The following is a 21,030-nucleotide window of genomic DNA, read 5'->3' on the forward strand; positions in this document are numbered from 1 at the left end:
CAGCACGCTGATGCCGCCGGGATAGAAGCCGATCCACAGCCGCCCGCGCGCCGTCTTCGGCTGGGATGGCGTCACGCTTCGCCTGGTTCTTGCCGATGACCCAACCGTTGATGCCGTTGTTTCCCAGGGGCTCGCCCGGCGCCGGGCTGCTGGCCCTGCGGCTGGGCGTGCTGGCGGGAATGCTGGCGTGCAATCCGGTGGCCGGCCTGCCACTGCCCCCGCCGGTGTCCGGATTCCTCACCGGCATTGCCGCGCTGGGGCTGGTACTGGGCCTGTTCACTTCGTGGATCGCCCGGCTGGCCGGCGCCTGCGCCCTGCTCGGCCTGATCCAGGCCATGCCGGATGCGCGCGCGATCGCACTCGCCGCCCAGGGCCTGTCGGTCGTCGCCCTGGCGCTGCTGGGCCCCGGCGCTTACTCGATGGATGCGCTGTTCTTCGGCCGACGCATCGTGCGCATCGACGAGTGAAGCCAGGCGCCCCGCCAGGGCCAACCCGGCAGGAGGCGGAAGTGGACGTGGACGTGGTGTACGCAGGACGCACCGCACCCGGACGGTGCGCGTGGGGCCAAGGGCCCATTCCCCGCGGCCAGGCCTGGACCTACCCTGCCTGCGCGATTGCGCGACCGCCAGTGGATGGCCCGCATGTCCGACGTGAACGACGACGCTGTGCTGAAGACGCTGCTGGACCGGTTGCTGCGGTTCCGCCTGCCTCGCGCGCTCGAGCTGAAGCAACGCGTCGATGGTGGGGAATGCCTGACCGACGCCGACATCGACTTCCTCAAGCGCGCGCTGGAAGACGCCAGGGACGGGCAGAAGTTCGTGTCCCGGAATCCGCAGTTCCACGCCCTCGGAGCGCAGATCGTCCAGCTGTACGAGGCCATCGTCTCGCGGGCGATAAAGAACGAGTCGGCGCGCGGATAGCGCCGCGACAGCACCGGCACGGTGGGCGCCGGCTTTCGCTGCCATGCGCCCGGCACTGGCGCCGACGGGAGCATTCGCGACCGCGATCGAGTTACGGCCGACGCAGGCCGCACCACCACCGGTTCAGCTGCCCGCGTCTGCGCCCCGCTCCAGCGCGCGCTTCACTTCCTCCAGCGCATTGGGATCGTCGAGCGTGGAGAGGTCGCCCGGGTCGCGGTGCTCGGCCAGGGCCTGCAGGGAGCGGCGCAGCAGCTTGCCCGAGCGGGTCTTGGGCAGGGCATTGACCACGTAAACGCGCGAGGGCCGCGCGACCGCGCCCAGCTGCTCGGTGACGGTGCGCATCATCTGCGCGGCCGCTTCCGCCGATCCGGCATCGCTGCGCTTGAGCGTGGCGAACACCACGGGAACCTGGCCCTTCAGCTCGTCGTGCACGCCGATCACCGCCGCCTCGGCCACAGCCGGATGGCTCGATACCGACTCTTCGATCTCGCGCGTGCCGAGCCGGTGGCCGGCGACATTGATCACGTCATCGGTGCGACCCAGGATGAAGGTGTAGCCGTCCTTGTCGCGGATGGCCCAGTCCAGCGAGCTGTAGAGCAGCTGGCGGAAGTGGCCGAAGTAGCTGGAGAGGAAGCGCGCGTCGTCGTTCCACACCGTGGTCATGCAGCCGGGCGGCAGCGGTGGTTCGATCACGAGCACGCCCTTCTCGCCCACCGCCGCCTCGTTGCCGGTGGTCTCGTCGATGACCCGCAGCTTGTAGCCGAGGTTGGGAAGGCCCGGCGAGCCGAACTTCACCGGCTTCATGTCCAAGCCCGGAAGCAGGCACAGCACCGGCCAACCGGTCTCGGTCTGCCAGTAGTTGTCGATGACCGGCTTGCCCAGCGCATCGGTGATCCATTGCGCCGTCGGTTCGTCCAGCGGCTCGCCGGCCAGGAACAGGTAGTGCAGCTTCGACAGGTCATGGTCGCGGATGTACGCCACGTCGTGCTTCTTCAGCACCCGGACCGCCGTGGGCGAGGAGAACATGGTGCGCACGGCGTACTTCTCGCACAGCGACCACCAGATGCCCGGGTCCGGGTTCACCGGCAGGCCTTCGTAGAGCAGCGAGGTGGCACCGACCAGCAGCGGACCGTACACGTTGTACGAATGCCCCACGGCCCAGCCCACGTCGGAGGTGGAGAACATCACCTGGCCAGGACCGACGTCGTAGACCGTGCGCATCGACAGCGCCAACGCGACCGCATGGCCGCCGACGTCGCGCTGCACGCCCTTGGGCTTGCCGGTGGTACCGGAGGTGTAGAGCAGGTAGCTGGGCTCGTTGGATTCCAGCCACTCCACCGCGACCTGCTCGTCGCCGACCTGCGCGCGCAGCGACGCGTAATCCTCGTCGCGACCTTCCACGCGCGGCTGTGCGGCGTCCAGTCCACGCGAGACGATCAGCACCTTCGGCGGCGGGAACTTCGCCTCCGCGCAGGCCTGGTCCACCAGCGGCTTGTACGGGATCACCTTGCCGCCGCGGCTGCCGGCGTCGGCGGCGATCAGCAGCCTGGGCTGCGCGTCGTCGATGCGCAGCGCCAGGTTGTGCGCGGCGAATCCACCGAACACCACCGAGTGGATCGCGCCGATGCGCGCGCACGCCAGCATCGCGAACACCGCCTCGGCCATGTTCGGCATGTAGACCACCACCCGCTCGCCGCGCCCCACGCCCAGCCGTTTGAGCACCGCGGCGAACGCATTCACCTCGCGGTGCAGCTCGCGGTAGGTGATCTCGCGGGTGACCCCGGTCTCGGTGGATACCGCCACCAGCGCCAGCTGGTCGGCACGCTGCGCCAGGTGCCGGTCGACGGCGTTGTGGCACAGGTTGGTGGTGCCGCCGGCGAACCACTTGCGGAACGGGGGCTGCGTGTACTCGAGGATCTTCCGAGGCGGCTCGTTCCAGTCGATGGCGGTGGCCGCCTCGGCCCAGAACGCCTCGGGCTGCTCGATCGAACGCCGGTACAGGTCTTCGTAGCGCATGGCGGCTTCCCCTCCCGGGGGTGGCGGGCTGGCGATGGGCGGAGCTTAGTCCCGCCCCCCGCTCCCGGCCTTGCGACCTTGGTCGAAAATCCGCCCCTGAAACGGAAAAGGCCGGGAATTCCCGGCCTTTCCGCTGGCAACAGGTTGACCGGTCCGGTCAACCTGTTCCGACCCGCGCCTCAGCCCAGCAGGTGGGCGACGCCGGCGCGCTCTTCTTCCAGCTCGCCCAGGGTCTTGTCGATCGCCTTCTGGCTGAACTCGTCGATCGGCAGGTCGCGGACCATCGTGTACTTGCCGTTCTCGGTGGTGACGGCGAAGCCGAAGATCACGCCTTCGGGGATGCCGTAGGAGCCGTCCGACGGAATGCCCATCGTCACCCACTTGCCGTTGCTGCCCAGCACCCAGTCGCGGACGTGGTCGATGGCGGCATTGGCGGCCGAGGCGGCCGAGGACAGGCCGCGGGCCTCGATGATCGCCGCACCGCGCTTGCCCACCTTCGGGATGAACTCGTTGGCGTTCCAGTCGGCGTCGTTGATCTTGTCCTTCAGCGACACGCCCTTGGCGGTGGCGAAGCGGTAGTCCGGGTACATGGTCGGGCTGTGGTTGCCCCACACCACCAGCTTCTCGATGTCGCCCACGGCCACGCCGGCCTTGGCCGCCAGCTGGCTCAGCGCGCGGTTGTGGTCCAGGCGCAGCATGGCGGTGAAGTTTTCCGGCTTCAGGTCCGGCGCCGACTTCATCGCGATGTAGGCGTTGGTGTTGGCCGGGTTGCCGACCACCAGCACCTTTACGTCGCGGCTGGCGACCTTGTTCAACGCCGCGCCCTGGGCGGTGAAGATCTTCGCGTTCTCCAGCAGCAAGTCCTTGCGCTCCATGCCCGGGCCGCGCGGACGCGCGCCGACCAGCAGGGCCACATCGGCGTCCTTGAACGCCACTTCCGGATCGTCCGTGCCGACCACGCCGGCCAGCAGCGGGAAGGCGCAGTCCTCCAGCTCCATGATCACGCCCTTCAGCGCCGCCTGGGCCTTCTCCATCGGCAGCTCCAGCAACTGCAGGATCACGGGCTGGTCCTTGCCGAGCATTTCGCCGGAGGCGATGCGGAACAGCAGGGCGTAGCCGATCTGGCCGGCGGCGCCGGTGACGGCAACTCGAACGGGGGTCTTCATCGGGTGGGAGGTCCTTCGTTGGATGCGGTGGTTCGCGTGGGAGTGGAGCGGACCGCGTGCGCGGCACCGCGCAGATTAGTAGACGTCGTAGCCCAGGGGCGTCAGACCTTCGTCGAGGGCACCGGTGTCGTAGCCGCGGACCACGGCCTGGCCGATGACGGTCACCGGCACGCCGCGGGCGCCGAGCGCGCGCATGGCGCGCCCGCCGTCCTCGTCGTCGATGTCCAGCACCCGGTAGCGCACCCCGGCCCGCTCGAAGTCGCCCTGCTGCTTGCGGCAGTAACCGCACCACTCGGCCGCCAGCATGACGATACCGGCGTCGCCAGTGGCCACCCGCGGGTCGTCCGGATGCAGGTCGGGCTGGCGGTCATGGGACCACCAGGCATAGAGCCCGCCGGCGAGGCCGGCGATCAGCAGGAGACCGAGGATGCGCATGGGGTCGGGTCCAGGGCCGGCGCGTGGCGGGCCGGTCGGGATGGTGGGTCCGGGGCCGGTGATTTTATCACGCGGCCCCCGGGCGGCCGGGCCCGCGGGTGCGGGCGGGCCGGCCAGGTCGGATGCCGGTCAGGCGCTCAGGTAACGGTTCCACTCGGCGACGCGGTCGGCCTTGGCCGCCAGCACCGCGGCGGCGTCGCCCTCGATCTTCACCGAGTTGATCTTGTCGCCCTGGGCAACGGCGTCGACCACGTCCAGTCCCTCGACCACCTTGCCGAACACGGTGTGGCGGCCGTCCAGCCACGGGGTGGCCACGTGGGTGATGAAGAACTGGCTGCCGTTGGTGTTCGGACCGGCGTTGGCCATGGACAGGACGCCACGCTCGTGGGCCACGCCATTGCCGGTCTCGTCCTCGAAGCGGTAGCCCGGGCCGCCGCGGCCGGAGCCCTCCGGGCAGCCGCCCTGGATCATGAAGTCGGCGATGACCCGGTGGAAGCTCAGGCCGTCGTAGAAGCCGCGCTGGGCCAGGTTGACGAAATTGGCCACGGTCAGCGGCGCCTTCTCGGGCAGCAGGTCGACCTTGATGACGCCCTTGGCGGTGTCGAAGGTGGCGGTCAGGCTCATGTGTTCAGCTCCAGATGCCCGGTGGGGGCGGTTGACCGGTTATAATAGCGCGCTTCCTTTCGCCCCCTCCCCGCGCCTTGCCCCTTCGAAGGGGGTACCTGGGTGCGCGTTCCCGATCCCACGCGTCACGATCCCAGAATCCATGTCCATCGAAAACCTGCGCAACATCGCCATCGTCGCCCACGTCGACCATGGCAAGACCACCCTCGTCGACCAGCTGCTCAAGCAGTCGGGCACGCTGTCCGAACGCACCGTGCTGGCCGAGCGCGTGATGGACAGCAACGACCAGGAAAAGGAACGCGGCATCACCATCCTGGCCAAGAACACCGCCATCACCTGGCAGGGCAACCGGATCAACATCGTCGACACCCCCGGCCACGCCGACTTCGGCGGCGAGGTCGAGCGCGTGCTGTCGATGGTCGACACCGTGCTGATCCTGGTCGACGCGATGGACGGCCCGATGCCGCAGACGCGCTTCGTCACCCAGAAGGCGTTCGCGATGGGCTTCAAGCCGATTGTGGTCGTCAACAAGATCGACCGCCCCGGCTCGCGCCCGGACTGGGTCGTGGAACAGGTGTGGGACCTGTTCGACCGCCTCGGCGCCACGGCCGAGCAGATGGACTTCCCGATCGTCTACGCCTCGGCGCTCAACGGCTACGCCTCGCTGGATCCGGAAGCGCGCTCCGGCGACATGACCCCGCTGTACGAAGCGATCATGCAGCACGCGCCGCGGCCCGAGGTCGACCTCGAAGGCCCCTTCCAGATGCGCATCAGCCAGCTGGACTACAACAGCTTCGTCGGCGTCATCGGCATCGGCCGCATCCAGCGCGGCACGCTGAAGAAGAACATGCCGGTGGCGGTGATCGACCGCGAGGGCAAGAAGCGCCAGGGCAAGGTACTGCAGGTACTGGGCTTCATGGGCCTGGAGCGGATCGAACAGGAATCGGCCGAGGCCGGCGACATCGTCGCCATTTCCGGCATCGCCGAGCTGACCATCTCCGACACCGTCTGCGCACTCGAGGCGCCCGAGGCGCTGCCGGCCCTGACCGTCGACGAGCCGACCATCTCGATGACCTTCCAGGTCAACAACTCGCCGTTCGCCGGCAACAAGGACCTGTCCGGCGGCAAGTTCCTGACCAGCCGCCAGCTGAAGGACCGGCTGGACCGCGAGAAGGTGCACAACGTCGCGCTGAAGGTCGAGCAGCTGGAGGACGCGGACAAGTTCCTGGTCTCCGGCCGCGGCGAGCTGCACCTGTCGGTGCTGATCGAGAACATGCGCCGCGAAGGCTACGAGCTGGCCGTGTCGCGCCCCGAGGTCATCATCAAGGAGATCGACGGCCAGCTGATGGAGCCGATCGAGCAGCTCGTCGTCGACGTGGAGGAGATCCACCAGGGCGGCGTGATGGAGAAGCTGGGCACCCGCAAGGCGCAGCTCAAGAACATGGAGTCCGACGGCAAGGGCCGCGTGCGCCTGGACTATGAAATCCCGGCGCGTGGCCTGATCGGCTTCCAGAACGAGTTCAAGACCCTGACCCAGGGCTCGGGCCTGCTGTTCCACGTGTTCGACCACTACGGCCCGAAGGAACAGGGCGCGATCGCCAAGCGCATCAACGGCGTGATGATCGCCAATGCGCCGGGCGCCACCCCGGCCTACGCGCTGGGCCCGCTGGAGGAGCGCGGCCGCCTGTTCGCCGCCGAAGGCGACATGGTGTACGAGGGCCAGCTGGTCGGCATCCACTCCAAGGACAACGACCTGACCGTCAACGCGATCAAGACCAAGCCGCTGACCAACATGCGCGCTTCGGGCAAGGACGACGCGATCAAGCTGACCCCGGCGATCAAGTTCTCGCTGGAGCAGGCGCTGGATTTCATCGAGGACGACGAGCTGGTCGAAGTCACCCCGAAGGAGATCCGCCTGCGCAAGAAGCTGCTGACCGAGAGCGACCGCAAGCGGGCGTCGCGGGCGGCCTGACGCCCGCAGCAGCCTGCTGCGGCTGCATGCCTGCCCCCCTCCAGGACGCCGGCTCCCACGCCGGCGTTCTGCGTTTCGCAGGTTTGCCAAGGCCGCGAAGCGGTCGTAGGCTCTTTCCGGAGGCTCCGGGGAGAGTTCGATGCGCCCGACCACATGGCTGGTCATCGCCGTCCTGTGCTGCCTGGCATCGGCCTGTCGGCCCGATCCGGAGGCAGCGCAGGACGCCGCACGACCGACGCCATCCACCACCGGCTTCGCCTATGCCGAAGCCGGCATCGCCGACCTGCAGGCGGCAATGGCCCGCGGCGAAACCAGCAGCCACGCGCTGGTGCAGGCCTACCTGGCGCGGATCATCGAGCTCGACCGCAATGGCCCGCGCCTCAATGCGATCATCAGCCTCAATCCACGCGCACGCGCCGACGCCGCTGCGCTCGACGCCGAGCGCGCCGCGGGGCGCGTGCGCGGCCCCCTGCATGGCATCCCGGTCCTGCTCAAGGACAACATCGACGCCACGCCCATGGCCACCACCGCCGGGTCGCTTGCCCTGGCCGAGCTGCGGCCGGCGCACGACGCATTCCTGGTGGCGCGGCTGCGCGAGGCCGGCGCGGTGGTCCTGGGCAAGGCCAACCTCAGCGAATGGGCCAATTTCCGCTCCAGCCGCTCGCTGTCCGGCTGGAGTTCGATCGGTGGGCAGGCGCGCAATCCCTACGCGCTGGACCGCTCCCCTTGTGGTTCCAGCTCGGGCACGGCGGTGGCGGTGGCGGCGAACATGACCGCGGTCGGCATCGGCACGGAGACCGACGGCAGCATCCTCTGCCCCGCCGCGGTCAACGGCGTGGTGGGGCTGAAGCCGACCGTCGGTCTGGTCAGCCGCAACGGCATCGTGCCGATAGCACCCAGCCAGGACACCGCCGGGCCGATGGCGCGCAGCGTGGAGGATGCCGCGATCCTGCTGGCGGCGATCGCCGGTCGCGATCCAGCCGATCCGGCCACCGCCGACAACAGCGTGCTGGCCAGTTTCGACTACGCGCAGCAGCTGCGCGGCGCCAGCCTGCGCGGCGTGCGCATCGGGCTGCTCCGCGACCGCCTGTCGATCTCGCCCGAGGCGGCCACGGCGACCGAGCGTGCGGTGGCGGCGATGCGCGATGCCGGCGCGGTCGTGGTCGACGCACGCATTCCCACCCAGGACCAGTGGCGGGACGACGAGCGCGAAGTACTGCTGTCCGAGTTCAAGCCGGCGCTGGAGCAGTACCTGCGCCAGCGGCAGGCGCCGGTGCAGAGCCTGCGGGCACTGATCGACTACAACCGCGCGCATGCGCCCCAGGTGATGCCCCTGTTCGGCCAGGACCTGTTCGAGCAGGCCGACGCCCGCACCGGCCTGGCTTCACCCGACTACATCTCCGCGCGCACGCGGGCCCGTCGCCTGGCGGGACCGGAAGGCATCGATGCCGCGCTGGAGGCGCAGCAGCTGGATGTCCTCGTAGCGCCGACCACGGGGTTGGCCTGGCCGGTCGATCCGGCGCATGGCGACCACTTCCCCGGCAGCGGCTACGGCGCCGCAGCGGTCGCCGGCTATCCCGCGCTGACCGTGCCGATGGGCCACAGCGATGGCCTGCCGCTGGGCCTGACCTTCATCGGCCCGGCATGGAGCGAGGCGCGGTTGCTGCGCATCGGTCATGCCTACGAACAACTCACCCGTGCGCGCCATCCTCCGGGATTTGCAGCGGGCGGCCCGCAATCCGTTGCGCCGGGCAACGCCCGCTGAAGCCTCGTCTCATGGCGTTCCGGGCAGGTCGTCGACGTCTTCGGCACGCGGCGAACTCGGGATGCCGGCCGCCGGCAGTTGCGCCGGCGAGGAACCGGCAGCCTCTGCGTGCCGTTCGACCTGCGCACGCAACCTCGGCAACGCCTGCGGGTGGTGCTCGGCCAGGAAGGCGATCATCCGCTCGCGCACCGCGCAACGCAGGTCGAATGCCTCGCCCGAATCCCTTGCGCTGACCAGCAACCGCACCTGCATGACGTGCTCGCTGGTTTCGGTGACCTGGGCGATGCAGACGCGGCCATCCCAGCGCGGATCGTCGTGGCAGATGCGCTCAAGCTCCGCGCGGACCTGGTCCATCGGCGTGCGGTAGTCGAGCCACAGGAACGCCGTACCCAGCATCTGCGCTGTGCTGCGCGTCCAGTTCTGGAACGGGTTCTCGATGAACCAGGACAACGGCACCACCATCCTGCGCTCGTCCCAGATGCGCACCACGACGTACGTGCTGGAGATCTCCTCGATCCGCCCCCACTCGCCCTCCACGATCACCACGTCGTCCAGGCGGATCGGCTGCGCCAGCGCGATCTGCAGGCCGGCGATCAGGTTGCCGAACACCGGCCGTGCGGCGATGCCGGCCACCAGGCCCATGATGCCGGCCGAGGCCAGCAGCGTGGTGCCGATCTGGCGCACCGCGGGAAACGTCATCAGCGCCAGGGAGACGCCGAGCAGGATGATGGTGCCCATGGCGATGCGGCTGAGCACCCGCGCCTGGGTCTGGATCCGCCGCGCATGCAGGTTGTCGGCAATCTCCATCGGATTGCGGCGCAGGATCGAGGACTCGATCGCCCCGACGATGCGCACCAGCAGCCAGGTGACGCAGGCGAGCAACGCCAGGCGCAGCAGGTGGATCCACAGCTCCAGCTGCGATTCGGGCATCGGCACCGTGCGTACCGCCACGCTCACGAACAGCAGCGGCAGCGCGAATGCCATGGGCACGGTCACCACCCGCACCCAGCGCGCCCGGCTGGAGTCGCGCTGGGCGGCTCGGCGCGCAAGCAGGCGCAATCCGAAATGGACGAGGAGGCCGAGCAGCAGCGCCCCGCCCAATGGGACCACGTAGTCTCCCCAATGGCTCCAACTCCATGCGTCCATCGTTCTCCTCCTGTGGGGGCTCGGGAAGGTGCGCGTGGCACGCGTGTGGCTCCAGGCAGGAGCCACGCGATGGAACGCGCGATGGCTTCCCATCCTGCAGGATCCGGGGTGATGGCGGCGTCGGCTGCGCCGGCACGCCACGGAAGGTCGCAGCGCGCGTTGAGTGCCTTTCGAGGATGAGCGAGACGCGGCGATACGCGGGGCGCCCCGCTGCTGCAGCGCCAAGCCCTATCCTTGCGTGCCCTGGCGCGCGTGGCTCAGGTCGATGCGTCGCCGCTGCGCTGGCCCTGCTTGCGCACGATCGCCATCGCGATCTCCAGCGACTGCTCGTAGTTGAGCCGCGGGTCCACGGAGGAGCGGTAGGCGCGCTCGAGGTCGACCTCGGTCAGTTCGCGCGCCCCACCGGTGCATTCGGTTACGTCCTCCCCGGTGAGCTCCAGGTGCACGCCACCCAGGCGCGTCCCGGCGGCTGCATGCAGGTCGAAGGACTGCTCCACCTCGGACAGGATATTGGCGAAGCGGCGGGTCTTGTAGCCGTTGGCAGTGCTCTCGGTGTTGCCATGCATCGCATCGCAGACCCACAGCACGCGCCGACCGTCGCGGCGGACGGCATCGAGCAGCGGCGGCAGCCGGTCCGCGATCTGGGCGGCCCCCATGCGGTGGATGAAGGTCAGCCGCCCCGGCTCGTCGTCCGGGTTGAGCACCTCGACCAGGCGCAACAGCTGGTCCGGCTGCACCGACGGACCCACCTTGATCGCGATCGGGTTGCGGATGCCGCGGAAGTACTCCACGTGGGCGCCGTCCAGCGCGGCGGTGCGCATGCCGATCCACGGATAGTGCGTGGACAGGTTGAACCAGCCCCACTGCCGCGGTACCTGCCGGGTCAGCGCCTCCTCGTACGGCAGCAACAGGGCTTCGTGCGAGGTGTAGAAATCGATCCGGTTGAGGTTGTGCACCTCCACGCCGGCCAGCGTCTCCATGAACCGCACGGCGTCGCCGATCGAGTTCACCATCTTCTGGTAGTCCTCGGCCAGCGGCGAGCAGCCGACCCAGCTCAGGCTCCAGTACTCGGGATGATGCAGGTCGGCGAAACCGCCGTCGATCAGCGCGCGCACGAAGTTCATCGTCATCGCCGAGCGCGCATGGGCGGTGATCATGCGCCGGGGATCGGGCACGCGCGCTTCCGCCGTGAACGCCGGGCCGTTGACCACGTCGCCGCGATAACTCGGAAGGCTGACCTCGCCGCGGGTTTCCAGGTCGGCCGATCGCGGCTTGGCGTACTGGCCGGCGAAGCGGCCGACGCGGACCACCGGCAGCCGCAGGCCATGGACCAGCACCAGGCTCATCTGCAGCAGCACCTTGAGCCGGTTGGAAATGGTGCCGGACTCGCAGTCACCGAAGTTCTCGGCGCAGTCGCCGCCCTGCAGCAGGAAACGCTTGCCCTCCTGCGCTTCGGCGAGCTGCTTCTTCAGCGCGAAGATCTCCCACGATGTCACCAGTGGCGGCAGCTGCCGCAGCTCGGCCAGCGCCAACTCCAGCGCGGCTGCATCGGGGTACTGCGGCAATTGCAGCGCCGGACGGGCGCGCCAGCTGGAAGGCGACCAGCTCTGCGCCAGGTCGACGGCGTGCAGGGTGCGCTCGGGCGTGCTCATGGGCGGGTTCGCGTGGGAAGGAGGATCACAGGCGGTTGCGGCCCTTGCGACGCCGGAACGCCGCGAACAGGCCCCACAGCGCCAGAAGGACGAAGCCGGCCAGGCTCCAGGCCGGCATGCTGAGGCCGAACAGGGTCCAGTCGACATCGCCGCAGTTGCCGGTGCCCGTGAGCACCTTGCGCACCAGCTCGAGCGGGCCGTGTGTTTCCTGCAGGAACGACAGGGGCGGACCGCACGACGGCGCCAGCTCCTTGGGCAGGGATTGCAGCCACACATGGCGGCCGGCGATGCCGATGCCGACGGCCGACGCCAGCAGCACCAGTACGCCGTAGAAGCCGCGGCCGCCCGGGGAGCGCGGCGCATGCAGGCCGCCGAGCAGGAACACCAGTCCCAGCGCCGCGTAGGCGATGCGCTGGAAGATGCACAGTGGGCATGGTTCCAGGCCCTGGTAGAGCTGGGTATAGATCGCGTAGCCGATAAGCGCGACGCAACCGAGGAAGCCGGCGAGGAACTGCGCGCGGAAACTCCAGCGGAAAGGATTCATTGGCAGGATCGGGGCCGCCGCCCGCAGGGAAGATGCAGCGATTATTCCGCATCCGGGGCCGCAGCGGTAATCGTCGCGCCTGAAACGAAAAAGCCCCGGCGGTGCCGGGGCTTTCGATCCCGCCCGCCACGGGGACGGCGGACGGAATGTGCCGTGCCGGATTACTCGGCGGCCTGCGGGCGATCGACCAGCTCGACATACGCCATCGGCGCGTTGTCGCCGGCGCGGAAGCCGCACTTGAGGATGCGCAGGTAGCCGCCCGGGCGGCCCTGGTAGCGCGGGCCCAGCATGGTGAACAGGTTGCCGACGGCTTCCTTGTCACGCAGGCGGGCGAACGCCAGGCGGCGGTTGGCGACGCTGTCGACCTTGGCCAGGGTGATCAGCGGCTCGGCGACGCGGCGCAGTTCCTTGGCCTTGGGCAGGGTGGTCTTGATCAATTCGTGCTTGAACAGCGAGGCGGCCATGTTCTTGAACATCGCTTCGCGGTGGGCGCTGGTGCGGCTGAACTTGCGGCCGGCTTTCTGGTGGCGCATGGTCGTGGTTCCTGTGGAATGTTGTGGCGGTTGTGGTTCGCTGTCGCCATCCAGGCGGTGCTGCTGTGGACTGCGCTGGCCCGAACCGGCACTCCTTGGCCGGTGAGTCGCCGCGGGCCTTTAGGCCCGTCGGCGCCGAAACGTTCCCGCATCGCGATGGATGCGGGAACGGTGTTGCGGTGTTGCAGTTGGACACCCGCACACGGATGTGCGGGCTCTTGCGAGGGACTCGCCTTAACCCAGCATGCCGTGGGCGGCGACGCCCGCCGGCGGCCAGTTCTCGAGCTTCATGCCGAGCGAAAGGCCGCGCTGGGCGAGGACTTCCTTGATCTCGGTTAGCGACTTCTTGCCCAGGTTCGGGGTCTTGAGCAGCTCGACCTCGGTCTTCTGGATCAGGTCGCCGATGTAGTAGATGCTCTCGGCCTTGAGGCAGTTGGCCGAACGCACGGTCAGCTCGAGGTCGTCGATCGGGCGCAGCAGCACCGGATCCACGCCGGTCGGGGTGGCCTTGGCGGCGCCACGGTCGCGATGGGTGAAGTCACCGAACACCGACAGCTGGTCGCTGAGGATGTCGGCGGCGGTGCGCACGGCTTCCTCGGCGTCGATCGTGCCGTTGGTCTCGATGTCCAGGACCAGCTTGTCCAGGTCGGTGCGCTGCTCCACGCGCGCGGCTTCCACGGCGTAGGCGACGCGGCGGACCGGTGAGAACGAGGCGTCCAGGACCAGGCGGCCGATCGTGCGGGTTTCCTCGTCCGGACGGCGACGGGCAGTCGCCGGCTGGTAGCCGAAGCCGCGCTCGATCTTCAGGCGCATGTTCAGCGCCGTGTCCTTGGTGAGGTGGCAGATCACGTGGTCGACGTTGAGGATCTCGACGTTGTGGTCGGTCTTGATGTCACCGGCGGTGACCACGCCCGGACCCTGCTTGGACAGGCTCAGGGTGGCGCTCTCGCCGTTGTGCATGCGGATGGCGACGTCCTTCAGGTTCAGCAGGACTTCCAGCACGTCCTCCTGCAGGCCTTCGACCGTGGTGTACTCGTGCAGCACGCCGTCGATCTCGACCTCGGTGATCGCGAAGCCGGGGATCGAGGACAGCAGGACGCGGCGCAGCGCGTTGCCCAGCGTGTGGCCGTAACCGCGCTCGAGCGGTTCGATCACGATCTTGGCGCGATTGTCGGTGAGGCGTTCGATCTGCGGTCCGCGGGGACGCAGGACCTGGTTGGCGGTAACCGTCATGTTGCGGATTCTCCTGCAATGAGCCGACGATCTGGGAACCGCCGGCTCTGGCTTGTGGCCCCGTCATCCGGGGGCGGCCGGAAGGCGGGGCGACGCGATCCGGCCGGGGTGTGGGATGCGGCGCCGCGCCCGGGAGGGCGCGGCGGCCAGCCACTGTTACTTCGAGTACAGCTCGACGATCAGCGCTTCGTTGATGTCGGCCGGCAGGTCGGCCCGGTCCGGGACGGCCTTGAACACGCCGGCGAACTTCTTGGCGTCGACCTCGATCCACGACGGGGTCATGTCGTGCTGCTCGGCCACGGTCAGGGCTTCCTGGACGCGCAGCTGCTTCTGCGCCTTCTCGGACAGGGCGATCGCGTCGCCGGCCTTGACCTGGTACGACGGCAGGTTCACCGGCTTGCCGTTGACCAGCACGCCGCGGTGGCTGACCAGCTGGCGCGCCGACGGACGCGTGACCGCGAAACCCATGCGGTAGATCACGTTGTCCAGGCGGGTTTCCAGCAGCTGCAGCAGGTTCTCGCCGGTGTTGCCCTTCTTGGTCGAGGCCTTCTTGTAGTAGTTGCGGAACTGGCGCTCCAGCAGGCCGTAGATACGCTTGACCTTCTGCTTCTCGCGCAGCTGGGTGGCGTAGTCGGACAGCTTGCCCTTGCGCGCGGTCGCGCCGTGCTGGCCGGGCTTCTGCTCCAGCTTGCACTTGGAGTCCAGCGCACGGGCCGGGCTCTTGAGGGAAAGATCGGCGCCTTCGCGGCGCGCGAGCTTACAGGTAGGACCGATATAACGAGCCATTTCTTATCGCCCCCTTAGACGCGACGCTTCTTCGGCGGACGGCACCCGTTGTGCGGGATTGGCGTCACGTCGATGATGTTGGTGATCTTGTAGCCCACGTTGTTGAGCGAGCGGACGGCCGATTCACGACCCGGGCCCGGCCCCTTGATGCGGACTTCAAGCGACTTCACACCGTAGTCGAGCGCGGCCTTGCCGGCCTTCTCGGCGGCGACCTGCGCGGCGAACGGGGTCGACTTGCGCGAGCCGCGGAAACCCGCGCCGCCCGAAGTCGCCCACGAGAGCGCGTTGCCCTGGCGGTCGGTGATCGTCACGATGGTGTTGTTGAAAGAAGCATGGACATGCGCGATGCCGTCGGTGACGACGCGCTTGATCTTCTTCTTGGTCTTGGCTGCTGCCGGCTTTGCCATGGTCGGTATCCCTTACTTCCTGATCGCCTTGCGCGGACCCTTGCGGGTGCGGGCGTTGGTGCGGGTGCGCTGGCCGCGCAGGGGCAGGCCACGACGGTGACGCAGGCCGCGGTAGCAGCCCAGGTCCATCAGTCGCTTGATGGCGATGCCGATTTCGCGACGCAGGTCGCCTTCGACCACGTACTTGCCGACTTCGGCGCGCAGGCGCTCGACTTCGGGCTCGGACAGGTCACGGATCTTGGTGTTGGAAGCCACACCCGCGGCTTCGCACACCTTCTTCGACCGGGTCCGGCCGATGCCAAAGATGCTCTGCAATCCCACCCAGACGTGCTTCTGGGTCGGCAGGTTGACGCCTGCAATACGCGCCATGACGCGATCTCCAAACTTGAGGGTCGGCACGCGCCCATGGCACGCCCGACAGGATGGTTCAAAAGTGAACTGCGAATTCTATCAATGTCCCGGATTACTTGGAAGCCCGGGGCCCGAAGGCCCTGGACCCGGCATGGGGAGTGTGCCCATGCTCCGGCGCCGGATCCCGCTGACCGCCCGGTTGCCCGGTGGCCGGCCGCGCTACTCCAGCGCGGCACCGCAGAATCTCACCCTCGCGCGAGACGTCGCGAGGGCCGCCCATTTGGTTGATCCGGTCATGTCCGGATGCCGGCGGAATGGGTCCGCCGGGATGGAATCTGGGGTCAGCCCCGGGCGAGACCGCCGCGGGAGCCACCCTTGAGGTTGGCCTTCTTCAGAAGGCTCTCGTACTGGTGCGACATCAGGTGGGCCTGGATCTGGGCGATGAAGTCCATCACCACGACCACCACGATCAGCAGCGAGGTGCCGCCGAAGTAGAACGACGTGTTGAGCTGGGTGCGCATCACCTCCGGCAGGAGGCAGACGATCACCAGGTACGCGGCGCCGGCGGCGGTCAGGCGGGTCAGCACGCCGTCGATGTAGTCGGCGGTGGCCTTGCCCGGCCGGATGCCCGGGATCAGCGCACCCGACTTCTTCAGGTTGTCCGCGGTTTCCTGCGAGTTGAACACCAGCGCGGTATAGAAGAACGCGAAACCGGTGATCAGCGCGGCGAACACGATCATGTGCAGCGGCTCGCCCGGGGCCAGCGCATTGGACACGCGCTGCAGCCAGGTCGCCTGCGTGGCCTGGCCGGACCACATGCTCAGCGTCGCCGGGAACGCCAGGATGCTGGAGGCGAAGATCGCCGGGATCACGCCAGACATGTTGAGCTTGAGCGGCAGGAACGAGGTCTGGTTCATGTACGCGTTGCGGCCACCTTGGCGCCGCGCGTAGTTGACCGTGATCCGGCGCTGGCCGCGCTCGACGAACACCACGAACCAGGTGAAGCCCAGCACCACCACCACGATCAGCAGCAGCGACAGGAAGTTGAGGCTGCCGTTCTGGTAGGCCTGCACGGTCTGGATCACCGCCGACGGCAGGCCGGCGACGATGCCCGCGAAGATGATCAGCGACACGCCGTTGCCGATGCCGCGCTCGGTGACCTGCTCGCCCAGCCACATCAGGAAGATGGTGCCGGCGGTCAGCGCCACCACCGCGGTCAGGACGAAGCCGATGCCCGGGGTATAGACGACCGGCACGCCACCCGGCGCGGTCTGGTTCTGCAGCGCCATGGCGATGCTCCCGCCCTGCACCACCGCCAGCAGCACCGCGCCGACGCGCGAGTACTGGGTGATCTTGCGGCGGCCGGACTCGCCCTCTTTCTGCAGCGCCTTCAGCGCCGGGAAGATATGGACGGCCAGCTGCATCACGATCGACGCCGAGATGTACGGCATCACGTTGAGCGCGAAAATGCTGAAGCGGTGCAGGGCGCCGCCCGAGAACATGTTGAACATGTCCACGATGCCGCCGCCCTGCGCCTGCATCATGGCGAGCATGGCATCGGGGTTGACGCCCGGGACCGGCACGAAGCAGCCGATCCGGTAGACGACCAACGCACCCAGCACGAACAGCAGGCGCTGGCGAAGTTCGGTGAACTTGCCCAGGCCGCTGCCGAGATTGCCGATGCCAGCTTGCGCCATGTGCTTCTTACTCCTCGATGCTGCCGCCGGCGGCTTCGATCGCGGTCTTGGCACCCGCGGTCACCTGCACGCCCTTGATGGTCAGCTTGCGCGACAGCTCGCCCTTCTTGACGATCTTGGCGCGCTTGGCCGTCGACGGAACCAGCTTGGCCGCCTTCAGCGTGGCGAAGTCGACGGTGTCGCCTTCGACCAGGTCGAGCTTGTAAAGCAGCACTTCGGCGGTGTCCTTGGCGGTAACCGAGCGGAAGCCGACCTTCGGCAGGCGACGCTGCATCGGGGTCTGGCCGCCTTCGAAGCCTGCCTTGATCTTGCCCTTGCCGGAGCGGGCGAAAGAGCCCTTGTGGCCGCGGCCGGCGGTCTTGCCCAGGCCGGAGCCGATACCGCGACCGACGCGGGTCCGCTCCTGGCGGGCGCCCTCTGCGGGCTTGAGAGTGTTGAGACGCATGGTGTTCTCCTTAGTCCTCGACCCGCACCAGGTAGTGCAGCTGGTTGATCAGACCGCGGACCTGCGGGCTGTCCTTCAGCTCGCGCACGTCGTTGAGCTTGTTCAGGCCCAGGGCCTTCACCGACAGGCGGTGGCGGGACTGGGTGCCGCGCAGGCCGCGCACCAGGCGCACCTTGACGGTCTTGTTGGACTCGTTAGCCATTGAGGAGTTCCTCCGCCTTCTTGCCGCGCTTGGCCGCAATGCGGGTCGGCGACTGCATGGCTTCCAGGCCGGCCAGGGTGGCGCGGACCAGGTTGATCGGGTTGCGCGAACCGACCGCCTTGGCCAGCACGTTCTTCACGCCGACCGCTTCCAGGACGGCGCGCATGGCGCCGCCGGCGATCACGCCGGTACCTTCGGAGGCCGGCTGCATGAACACGCGAGCTGCGCCGTGGCCGGCCTTCACCGGGTGCCACAGGGTGCCGTTGTTCAGGTCGACGGTCAGCATGCCCTTGCGCGCGTATTCCATCGACTTCTGGATGGCGACCGGGACCTCGCGGGCCTTGCCGTAGCCGAAACCGACCTTGCCGTCGCCGTCGCCGACCACGGTCAGCGCGGTGAAGGTGAACTGGCGGCCGCCCTTGACGGTCTTGCTGACGCGGTTGACCGCGACCAGCTTCTCGATCATGCCGTCGTCGACTTTCTCTTCGCGGTTGCGGTCGCGATCGCGGCCCCGCGGCTGACGCTCTTCTGCCATTGCTGTGATTCCTTGGTTGTCTGGATATGTACGGCTCGTGGCCGCTTATGGTTGTGGGCTGTCGCGGTGCAACGTCACGCCCCCGCAGAAGGAGGACGGCGTCCGGCGCACCCTGCGCCGGCAGGTCGGGGCCCGCCGTAGCGGGCCCGCTGGATCAGAACTGCAGGCCACCCTCGCGGGCGGCGTCGGCCAGCGCCTTGATGCGGCCGTGGTAGCGGTAGCCGGAGCGGTCGAAGGCGACCTTCTCGATGCCCGCGGCCTTGGCGCGCTCGGCGATCAGCTTGCCGACCTTGGCGGCGGCGTCGCTGTTCTTGCCGTTCTTCAGGCCTTCTTTGACGTCGGCCTGCAGGGTGTTGGCGGCCGCGATGACCTTGGCGCCATCGGCGGTGAACAGCTGGGCGTACAGGTGCTGGCCGGTGCGCAGCACCGACAGGCGCGGCACGCCGAGCTTGCGGATGTGGGCCCGGGTGGACTTGGCGCGGCGCAGACGGGCGTCGTTCTTGATGCTCATGTGTATTTACCTCGTGGAAGCTGAAGGATGGTGCGGGGCGCTGCCGGGACTTCCGGCCGACGGCCGGGCTCGAGTGGACGACCCGCGAACACTTACGCCTTCTTGGCTTCCTTGCGGATGATGACTTCGTCGGAGTACTTCACGCCCTTGCCCTTGTACGGCTCGGGCTTGCGGTAAGCGCGGATCTTGGCGGCGACTTCGCCCACCAGCTGCTTGTCCGCGCCCTGGACCAGGATCTCGGTCTGGGTCGGCGTGGTGATGGTGATGCCTTCCGGCGCCGCGTACACGACCGGATGCGAGAAACCGAGCGACAGGCTCAGGTCCTTGCCCTGCATCGCGGCGCGGTAACCGACGCCGACCAGCTCGAGCTTGCGCTCGAAGCCTTCCGAAACGCCCTTGACCATGTTGGCCAGGATCGCGCGCACGGTGCCGGTCAGCGGGACCAGCGAGGCATCGTTGGCCGACAGCACGGCATTGCCGTCCTCGACGGCGATCTGCACGCCGGCCGGCTTGGCCAGCGACAGCGTGCCCTTCGGACCCTTGGCGCTGACGCTGGTGTCCTGGATGTTCAGTTCGACGCCCTTCGGGAGGGCGATCGGCTTCTTGGCTACGCGGGACATGCTCGTCGTACTCCTTCGATTAGGCCACGTAGCACAGGACTTCGCCGCCCACGCCGGCGTTGCGCGCCTGCTTGTCGGTCATGATGCCCTGGGAGGTGGAGATGATGGCCACGCCGAGGCCGCCGAGGACCTTCGGCAGGTCGCTCTTGCCGCGGTACAGGCGCAGGCCCGAGCGCGAGGCGCGCTTGAGCTGGTCGATGACCGGGCGGCCTTCGAAGTACTTCAGCACGATCTCGAGTTCGGCCTTGTTGTTCTCGCCCTGGGTGACGCGCAGGTCCGAGATGTAGCCTTCGTCCTTGAGGACGTTGGCGATGGCGACCTTGATCTTCGAGGACGGCAGCTTCACCGTCGGCTTGCCCACAGCGGCCGCATTCTTGATGCGGACCAGCATGTCGGCGATGGGATCAGTCATGCTCATGAATGGTTCCTTGAGTGCACCGATATCCGCTTTCGCGAAATCTGGATTGTTCCTGGAAGGGGCCAGGGCCCTTGGCCATCCCCGGCTGGCCGGGGGAAGCGCGGAATAATAGCAGGAAAACCGGCCCTTGGGCCGGCTTGCCGGTTACAGCACCCGGTCGGGCGACCGGGGGTCGCCACGCCCGTCTTACCAGCTGGCCTTGCGCAGGCCGGGCACGTCGCCGCGCATGGTGGCTTCGCGCAGCTTGTTCCGGCCCAGGCCGAACTTGCTGTAGACGCCACGCGGGCGGCCGGACAGCTCGCAGCGGTTGCGCTGACGGCTCGGCGAGGAGTCACGCGGCAGCTTCTGCAGCTTGACGACCGCCTCGGCCTTCTCGTCGTACGAAGCGGTCTGGCTCGCGATGACCGCCTTCAGGGCGTCACGCTTGGCCGCGTACTTCTTGGCCAGCTTTTCCCGCTTCACGTCGCGGTTGACCATCGAGGTCTTTGCCATGTGTCTAACCCTTAATTGCGGAACGGGAACTTGAACGCTTCGAGCAGCGCCTTCGCTTCGGCGTCGGTCTTGGCGGTCGTGGTGATGGCGATATCCATGCCGCGGATCGCGTCGACGGCGTCGAAGTCGATTTCCGGGAAGATGATCTGTTCCTTCACGCCCATGTTGAAGTTGCCACGGCCGTCGAACGAGCGGCCCGACACGCCGCGGAAGTCGCGGACGCGCGGCAGCGAGACGCTGATCAGGCGATCCAGGAACTCGAACATCTGGTGGCGCCGCAGGGTGACCTTGCAGCCGATCGGCCAGCCGTCACGGATCTTGAACGAGGCCACCGAGACGCGCGACTTGGTCGTCACCGGCTTCTGGCCGGTGATCTTGGCCAGGTCGGCGACGGCGTTCTCGAGCACCTTCTTGTTGGCAGCCGCTTCGCCCACGCCCATGTTCAGCGTGATCTTGACGAGCTTGGGGACTTCCATGGGGTTGGTGTAGCCGAACTTCTCCATGAGAGCCGGCACAACCTGTTCCTTGTAGATCTTTTCGAGCCGCGTGGTCATTGCTTC

Annotated in this window: 25 protein-coding genes; 4 read left to right on the plus strand and 21 right to left on the minus strand. The window is 68.0% G+C overall.

The window, feature by feature from the left end; all coding sequences use genetic code 11:
• Positions 1–95 precede the first annotated feature (95 nt).
• Positions 96–467, plus strand: coding sequence for a hypothetical protein (locus ABKA19_RS08835; protein WP_353688581.1), 372 nt, complete (start codon positions 96–98; stop codon positions 465–467).
• Positions 468–641: 174 nt separating this feature from the next.
• Positions 642–920, plus strand: a complete 279-nt coding sequence (locus tag ABKA19_RS08840; protein ID WP_353688582.1) for a hypothetical protein — start codon at positions 642–644, stop codon at positions 918–920.
• A 123-nt stretch (positions 921–1,043) separates the two neighbouring features.
• Here ABKA19_RS08840 and prpE read toward each other — a convergent pair whose 3' ends face one another.
• The 4 genes from prpE to ABKA19_RS08860 all read right to left on the minus strand — a co-directional run bounded on the left by prpE (position 1,044) and on the right by ABKA19_RS08860 (position 5,161).
• Positions 1,044–2,936 (minus strand): propionate--CoA ligase, encoded by a 1,893-nt coding sequence (gene prpE / locus ABKA19_RS08845; protein ID WP_353688583.1) that lies wholly within the window; start codon positions 2,934–2,936, stop codon positions 1,044–1,046.
• A 179-nt stretch (positions 2,937–3,115) separates the two neighbouring features.
• Positions 3,116–4,102 carry a malate dehydrogenase gene (locus tag ABKA19_RS08850; RefSeq protein ID WP_162376550.1) on the minus strand — a complete coding sequence of 329 codons (987 nt, stop codon included), beginning with the start codon at positions 4,100–4,102 and terminating at the stop codon, positions 3,116–3,118.
• Between the two features lie 75 nt (positions 4,103–4,177).
• On the minus strand, positions 4,178–4,537 hold the full coding sequence (locus ABKA19_RS08855) for a glutaredoxin family protein (RefSeq protein ID WP_353688584.1): 360 nt from the start codon (positions 4,535–4,537) through the stop codon (positions 4,178–4,180).
• A gap of 129 nt (positions 4,538–4,666) precedes the next feature.
• Positions 4,667–5,161, minus strand: coding sequence for a peptidylprolyl isomerase (locus ABKA19_RS08860; protein ID WP_353688585.1), 495 nt, complete (start codon positions 5,159–5,161; stop codon positions 4,667–4,669).
• Between the two features lie 142 nt (positions 5,162–5,303).
• On the opposite strand from ABKA19_RS08860, the gene typA reads away from it, so the two are divergent.
• The gene (gene typA, locus ABKA19_RS08865; RefSeq protein WP_162376547.1) at positions 5,304–7,133 is read left to right on the plus strand and encodes a translational GTPase TypA; all 1,830 of its coding nucleotides are present in this window, start codon (positions 5,304–5,306) and stop codon (positions 7,131–7,133) included.
• 139 nt (positions 7,134–7,272) lie between these two features.
• Positions 7,273–8,898: an amidase gene (locus tag ABKA19_RS08870; protein ID WP_353688586.1), complete on the plus strand. Its 1,626-nt coding sequence runs from the start codon at positions 7,273–7,275 to the stop codon at positions 8,896–8,898.
• 9 nt (positions 8,899–8,907) lie between these two features.
• On the opposite strand, the gene ABKA19_RS08875 is transcribed toward ABKA19_RS08870, so the two are convergent.
• From ABKA19_RS08875 to rplE, 17 genes are all read right to left on the minus strand, one after another.
• Positions 8,908–10,044: a mechanosensitive ion channel family protein gene (locus ABKA19_RS08875; protein WP_353688587.1), complete on the minus strand. Its 1,137-nt coding sequence runs from the start codon at positions 10,042–10,044 to the stop codon at positions 8,908–8,910.
• A gap of 257 nt (positions 10,045–10,301) precedes the next feature.
• Positions 10,302–11,696, minus strand: a complete 1,395-nt coding sequence (locus ABKA19_RS08880) for a class II 3-deoxy-7-phosphoheptulonate synthase (RefSeq protein WP_353688588.1) — start codon at positions 11,694–11,696, stop codon at positions 10,302–10,304.
• Between the two features lie 25 nt (positions 11,697–11,721).
• A complete protein-coding gene (locus tag ABKA19_RS08885) occupies positions 11,722–12,240 on the minus strand; it encodes a disulfide bond formation protein B (RefSeq protein ID WP_353688589.1) in 519 nt (172 codons plus the stop codon).
• Between the two features lie 161 nt (positions 12,241–12,401).
• Entirely contained in the window at positions 12,402–12,773 is a 372-nt protein-coding gene (gene rplQ / locus ABKA19_RS08890; RefSeq protein WP_162376542.1) for a 50S ribosomal protein L17, read from the minus strand.
• Positions 12,774–13,007: 234 nt separating this feature from the next.
• Positions 13,008–14,006 (minus strand): DNA-directed RNA polymerase subunit alpha, encoded by a 999-nt coding sequence (locus ABKA19_RS08895; RefSeq protein WP_162376541.1) that lies wholly within the window; start codon positions 14,004–14,006, stop codon positions 13,008–13,010.
• Between the two features lie 156 nt (positions 14,007–14,162).
• On the minus strand, positions 14,163–14,792 hold the full coding sequence (gene rpsD, locus ABKA19_RS08900) for a 30S ribosomal protein S4 (protein ID WP_162376540.1): 630 nt from the start codon (positions 14,790–14,792) through the stop codon (positions 14,163–14,165).
• A gap of 14 nt (positions 14,793–14,806) precedes the next feature.
• Positions 14,807–15,199: a 30S ribosomal protein S11 gene (gene rpsK, locus ABKA19_RS08905; protein ID WP_013535974.1), complete on the minus strand. Its 393-nt coding sequence runs from the start codon at positions 15,197–15,199 to the stop codon at positions 14,807–14,809.
• A 12-nt stretch (positions 15,200–15,211) separates the two neighbouring features.
• Entirely contained in the window at positions 15,212–15,568 is a 357-nt protein-coding gene (gene rpsM / locus ABKA19_RS08910) for a 30S ribosomal protein S13 (RefSeq protein WP_162376539.1), read from the minus strand.
• Positions 15,569–15,891: 323 nt separating this feature from the next.
• Positions 15,892–17,247: a preprotein translocase subunit SecY gene (secY, locus tag ABKA19_RS08915; RefSeq protein ID WP_162376538.1), complete on the minus strand. Its 1,356-nt coding sequence runs from the start codon at positions 17,245–17,247 to the stop codon at positions 15,892–15,894.
• Positions 17,248–17,254: 7 nt separating this feature from the next.
• On the minus strand, positions 17,255–17,692 hold the full coding sequence (gene rplO, locus ABKA19_RS08920) for a 50S ribosomal protein L15 (protein ID WP_162376537.1): 438 nt from the start codon (positions 17,690–17,692) through the stop codon (positions 17,255–17,257).
• A 10-nt stretch (positions 17,693–17,702) separates the two neighbouring features.
• Positions 17,703–17,894: a 50S ribosomal protein L30 gene (gene rpmD / locus ABKA19_RS08925; protein ID WP_162407456.1), complete on the minus strand. Its 192-nt coding sequence runs from the start codon at positions 17,892–17,894 to the stop codon at positions 17,703–17,705.
• Entirely contained in the window at positions 17,887–18,429 is a 543-nt protein-coding gene (gene rpsE, locus ABKA19_RS08930) for a 30S ribosomal protein S5 (protein ID WP_162376536.1), read from the minus strand. The genes rpmD and rpsE overlap by 8 nt, the downstream gene beginning before the upstream one ends.
• 154 nt (positions 18,430–18,583) lie before the next feature.
• On the minus strand, positions 18,584–18,940 hold the full coding sequence (gene rplR / locus ABKA19_RS08935) for a 50S ribosomal protein L18 (protein ID WP_162376535.1): 357 nt from the start codon (positions 18,938–18,940) through the stop codon (positions 18,584–18,586).
• Between the two features lie 92 nt (positions 18,941–19,032).
• The gene (gene rplF, locus ABKA19_RS08940) at positions 19,033–19,560 is read right to left on the minus strand and encodes a 50S ribosomal protein L6 (protein ID WP_162376534.1); all 528 of its coding nucleotides are present in this window, start codon (positions 19,558–19,560) and stop codon (positions 19,033–19,035) included.
• A gap of 19 nt (positions 19,561–19,579) precedes the next feature.
• Positions 19,580–19,978: a 30S ribosomal protein S8 gene (gene rpsH / locus ABKA19_RS08945; RefSeq protein WP_162376533.1), complete on the minus strand. Its 399-nt coding sequence runs from the start codon at positions 19,976–19,978 to the stop codon at positions 19,580–19,582.
• A gap of 186 nt (positions 19,979–20,164) precedes the next feature.
• Positions 20,165–20,470 carry a 30S ribosomal protein S14 gene (gene rpsN / locus ABKA19_RS08950; protein ID WP_162376532.1) on the minus strand — a complete coding sequence of 102 codons (306 nt, stop codon included), beginning with the start codon at positions 20,468–20,470 and terminating at the stop codon, positions 20,165–20,167.
• 11 nt (positions 20,471–20,481) lie between these two features.
• Entirely contained in the window at positions 20,482–21,024 is a 543-nt protein-coding gene (rplE, locus tag ABKA19_RS08955) for a 50S ribosomal protein L5 (RefSeq protein ID WP_162376531.1), read from the minus strand.
• Between the last annotated feature and the right edge of the window lie 6 nt (positions 21,025–21,030).

The sequence above is a fragment of the Pseudoxanthomonas sp. Soil82 genome (assembly GCF_040446535.1).
Taxonomy (GTDB): Bacteria; Pseudomonadota; Gammaproteobacteria; order Xanthomonadales; family Xanthomonadaceae; genus Pseudoxanthomonas; species Pseudoxanthomonas kaohsiungensis.

Coding starts and splice junctions, on each gene's coding strand:
- ABKA19_RS08835 (WP_353688581.1), top strand. CDS start 96: ATGACCCAACCGTTGATGCCGTTGTTTCCCAGGGGCTCGCCCGGCGCC.
- ABKA19_RS08840 (WP_353688582.1), top strand. CDS start 642: ATGTCCGACGTGAACGACGACGCTGTGCTGAAGACGCTGCTGGACCGG.
- prpE (WP_353688583.1), bottom strand. CDS start 2,936: ATGCGCTACGAAGACCTGTACCGGCGTTCGATCGAGCAGCCCGAGGCG.
- ABKA19_RS08850 (WP_162376550.1), bottom strand. CDS start 4,102: ATGAAGACCCCCGTTCGAGTTGCCGTCACCGGCGCCGCCGGCCAGATC.
- ABKA19_RS08855 (WP_353688584.1), bottom strand. CDS start 4,537: ATGCGCATCCTCGGTCTCCTGCTGATCGCCGGCCTCGCCGGCGGGCTC.
- ABKA19_RS08860 (WP_353688585.1), bottom strand. CDS start 5,161: ATGAGCCTGACCGCCACCTTCGACACCGCCAAGGGCGTCATCAAGGTC.
- typA (WP_162376547.1), top strand. CDS start 5,304: ATGTCCATCGAAAACCTGCGCAACATCGCCATCGTCGCCCACGTCGAC.
- ABKA19_RS08870 (WP_353688586.1), top strand. CDS start 7,273: ATGCGCCCGACCACATGGCTGGTCATCGCCGTCCTGTGCTGCCTGGCA.
- ABKA19_RS08875 (WP_353688587.1), bottom strand. CDS start 10,044: ATGGACGCATGGAGTTGGAGCCATTGGGGAGACTACGTGGTCCCATTG.
- ABKA19_RS08880 (WP_353688588.1), bottom strand. CDS start 11,696: ATGAGCACGCCCGAGCGCACCCTGCACGCCGTCGACCTGGCGCAGAGC.
- ABKA19_RS08885 (WP_353688589.1), bottom strand. CDS start 12,240: ATGAATCCTTTCCGCTGGAGTTTCCGCGCGCAGTTCCTCGCCGGCTTC.
- rplQ (WP_162376542.1), bottom strand. CDS start 12,773: ATGCGCCACCAGAAAGCCGGCCGCAAGTTCAGCCGCACCAGCGCCCAC.
- ABKA19_RS08895 (WP_162376541.1), bottom strand. CDS start 14,006: ATGACGGTTACCGCCAACCAGGTCCTGCGTCCCCGCGGACCGCAGATC.
- rpsD (WP_162376540.1), bottom strand. CDS start 14,792: ATGGCTCGTTATATCGGTCCTACCTGTAAGCTCGCGCGCCGCGAAGGC.
- rpsK (WP_013535974.1), bottom strand. CDS start 15,199: ATGGCAAAGCCGGCAGCAGCCAAGACCAAGAAGAAGATCAAGCGCGTC.
- rpsM (WP_162376539.1), bottom strand. CDS start 15,568: ATGGCGCGTATTGCAGGCGTCAACCTGCCGACCCAGAAGCACGTCTGG.
- secY (WP_162376538.1), bottom strand. CDS start 17,247: ATGGCGCAAGCTGGCATCGGCAATCTCGGCAGCGGCCTGGGCAAGTTC.
- rplO (WP_162376537.1), bottom strand. CDS start 17,692: ATGCGTCTCAACACTCTCAAGCCCGCAGAGGGCGCCCGCCAGGAGCGG.
- rpmD (WP_162407456.1), bottom strand. CDS start 17,894: ATGGCTAACGAGTCCAACAAGACCGTCAAGGTGCGCCTGGTGCGCGGC.
- rpsE (WP_162376536.1), bottom strand. CDS start 18,429: ATGGCAGAAGAGCGTCAGCCGCGGGGCCGCGATCGCGACCGCAACCGC.
- rplR (WP_162376535.1), bottom strand. CDS start 18,940: ATGAGCATCAAGAACGACGCCCGTCTGCGCCGCGCCAAGTCCACCCGG.
- rplF (WP_162376534.1), bottom strand. CDS start 19,560: ATGTCCCGCGTAGCCAAGAAGCCGATCGCCCTCCCGAAGGGCGTCGAA.
- rpsH (WP_162376533.1), bottom strand. CDS start 19,978: ATGAGCATGACTGATCCCATCGCCGACATGCTGGTCCGCATCAAGAAT.
- rpsN (WP_162376532.1), bottom strand. CDS start 20,470: ATGGCAAAGACCTCGATGGTCAACCGCGACGTGAAGCGGGAAAAGCTG.
- rplE (WP_162376531.1), bottom strand. CDS start 21,024: ATGACCACGCGGCTCGAAAAGATCTACAAGGAACAGGTTGTGCCGGCT.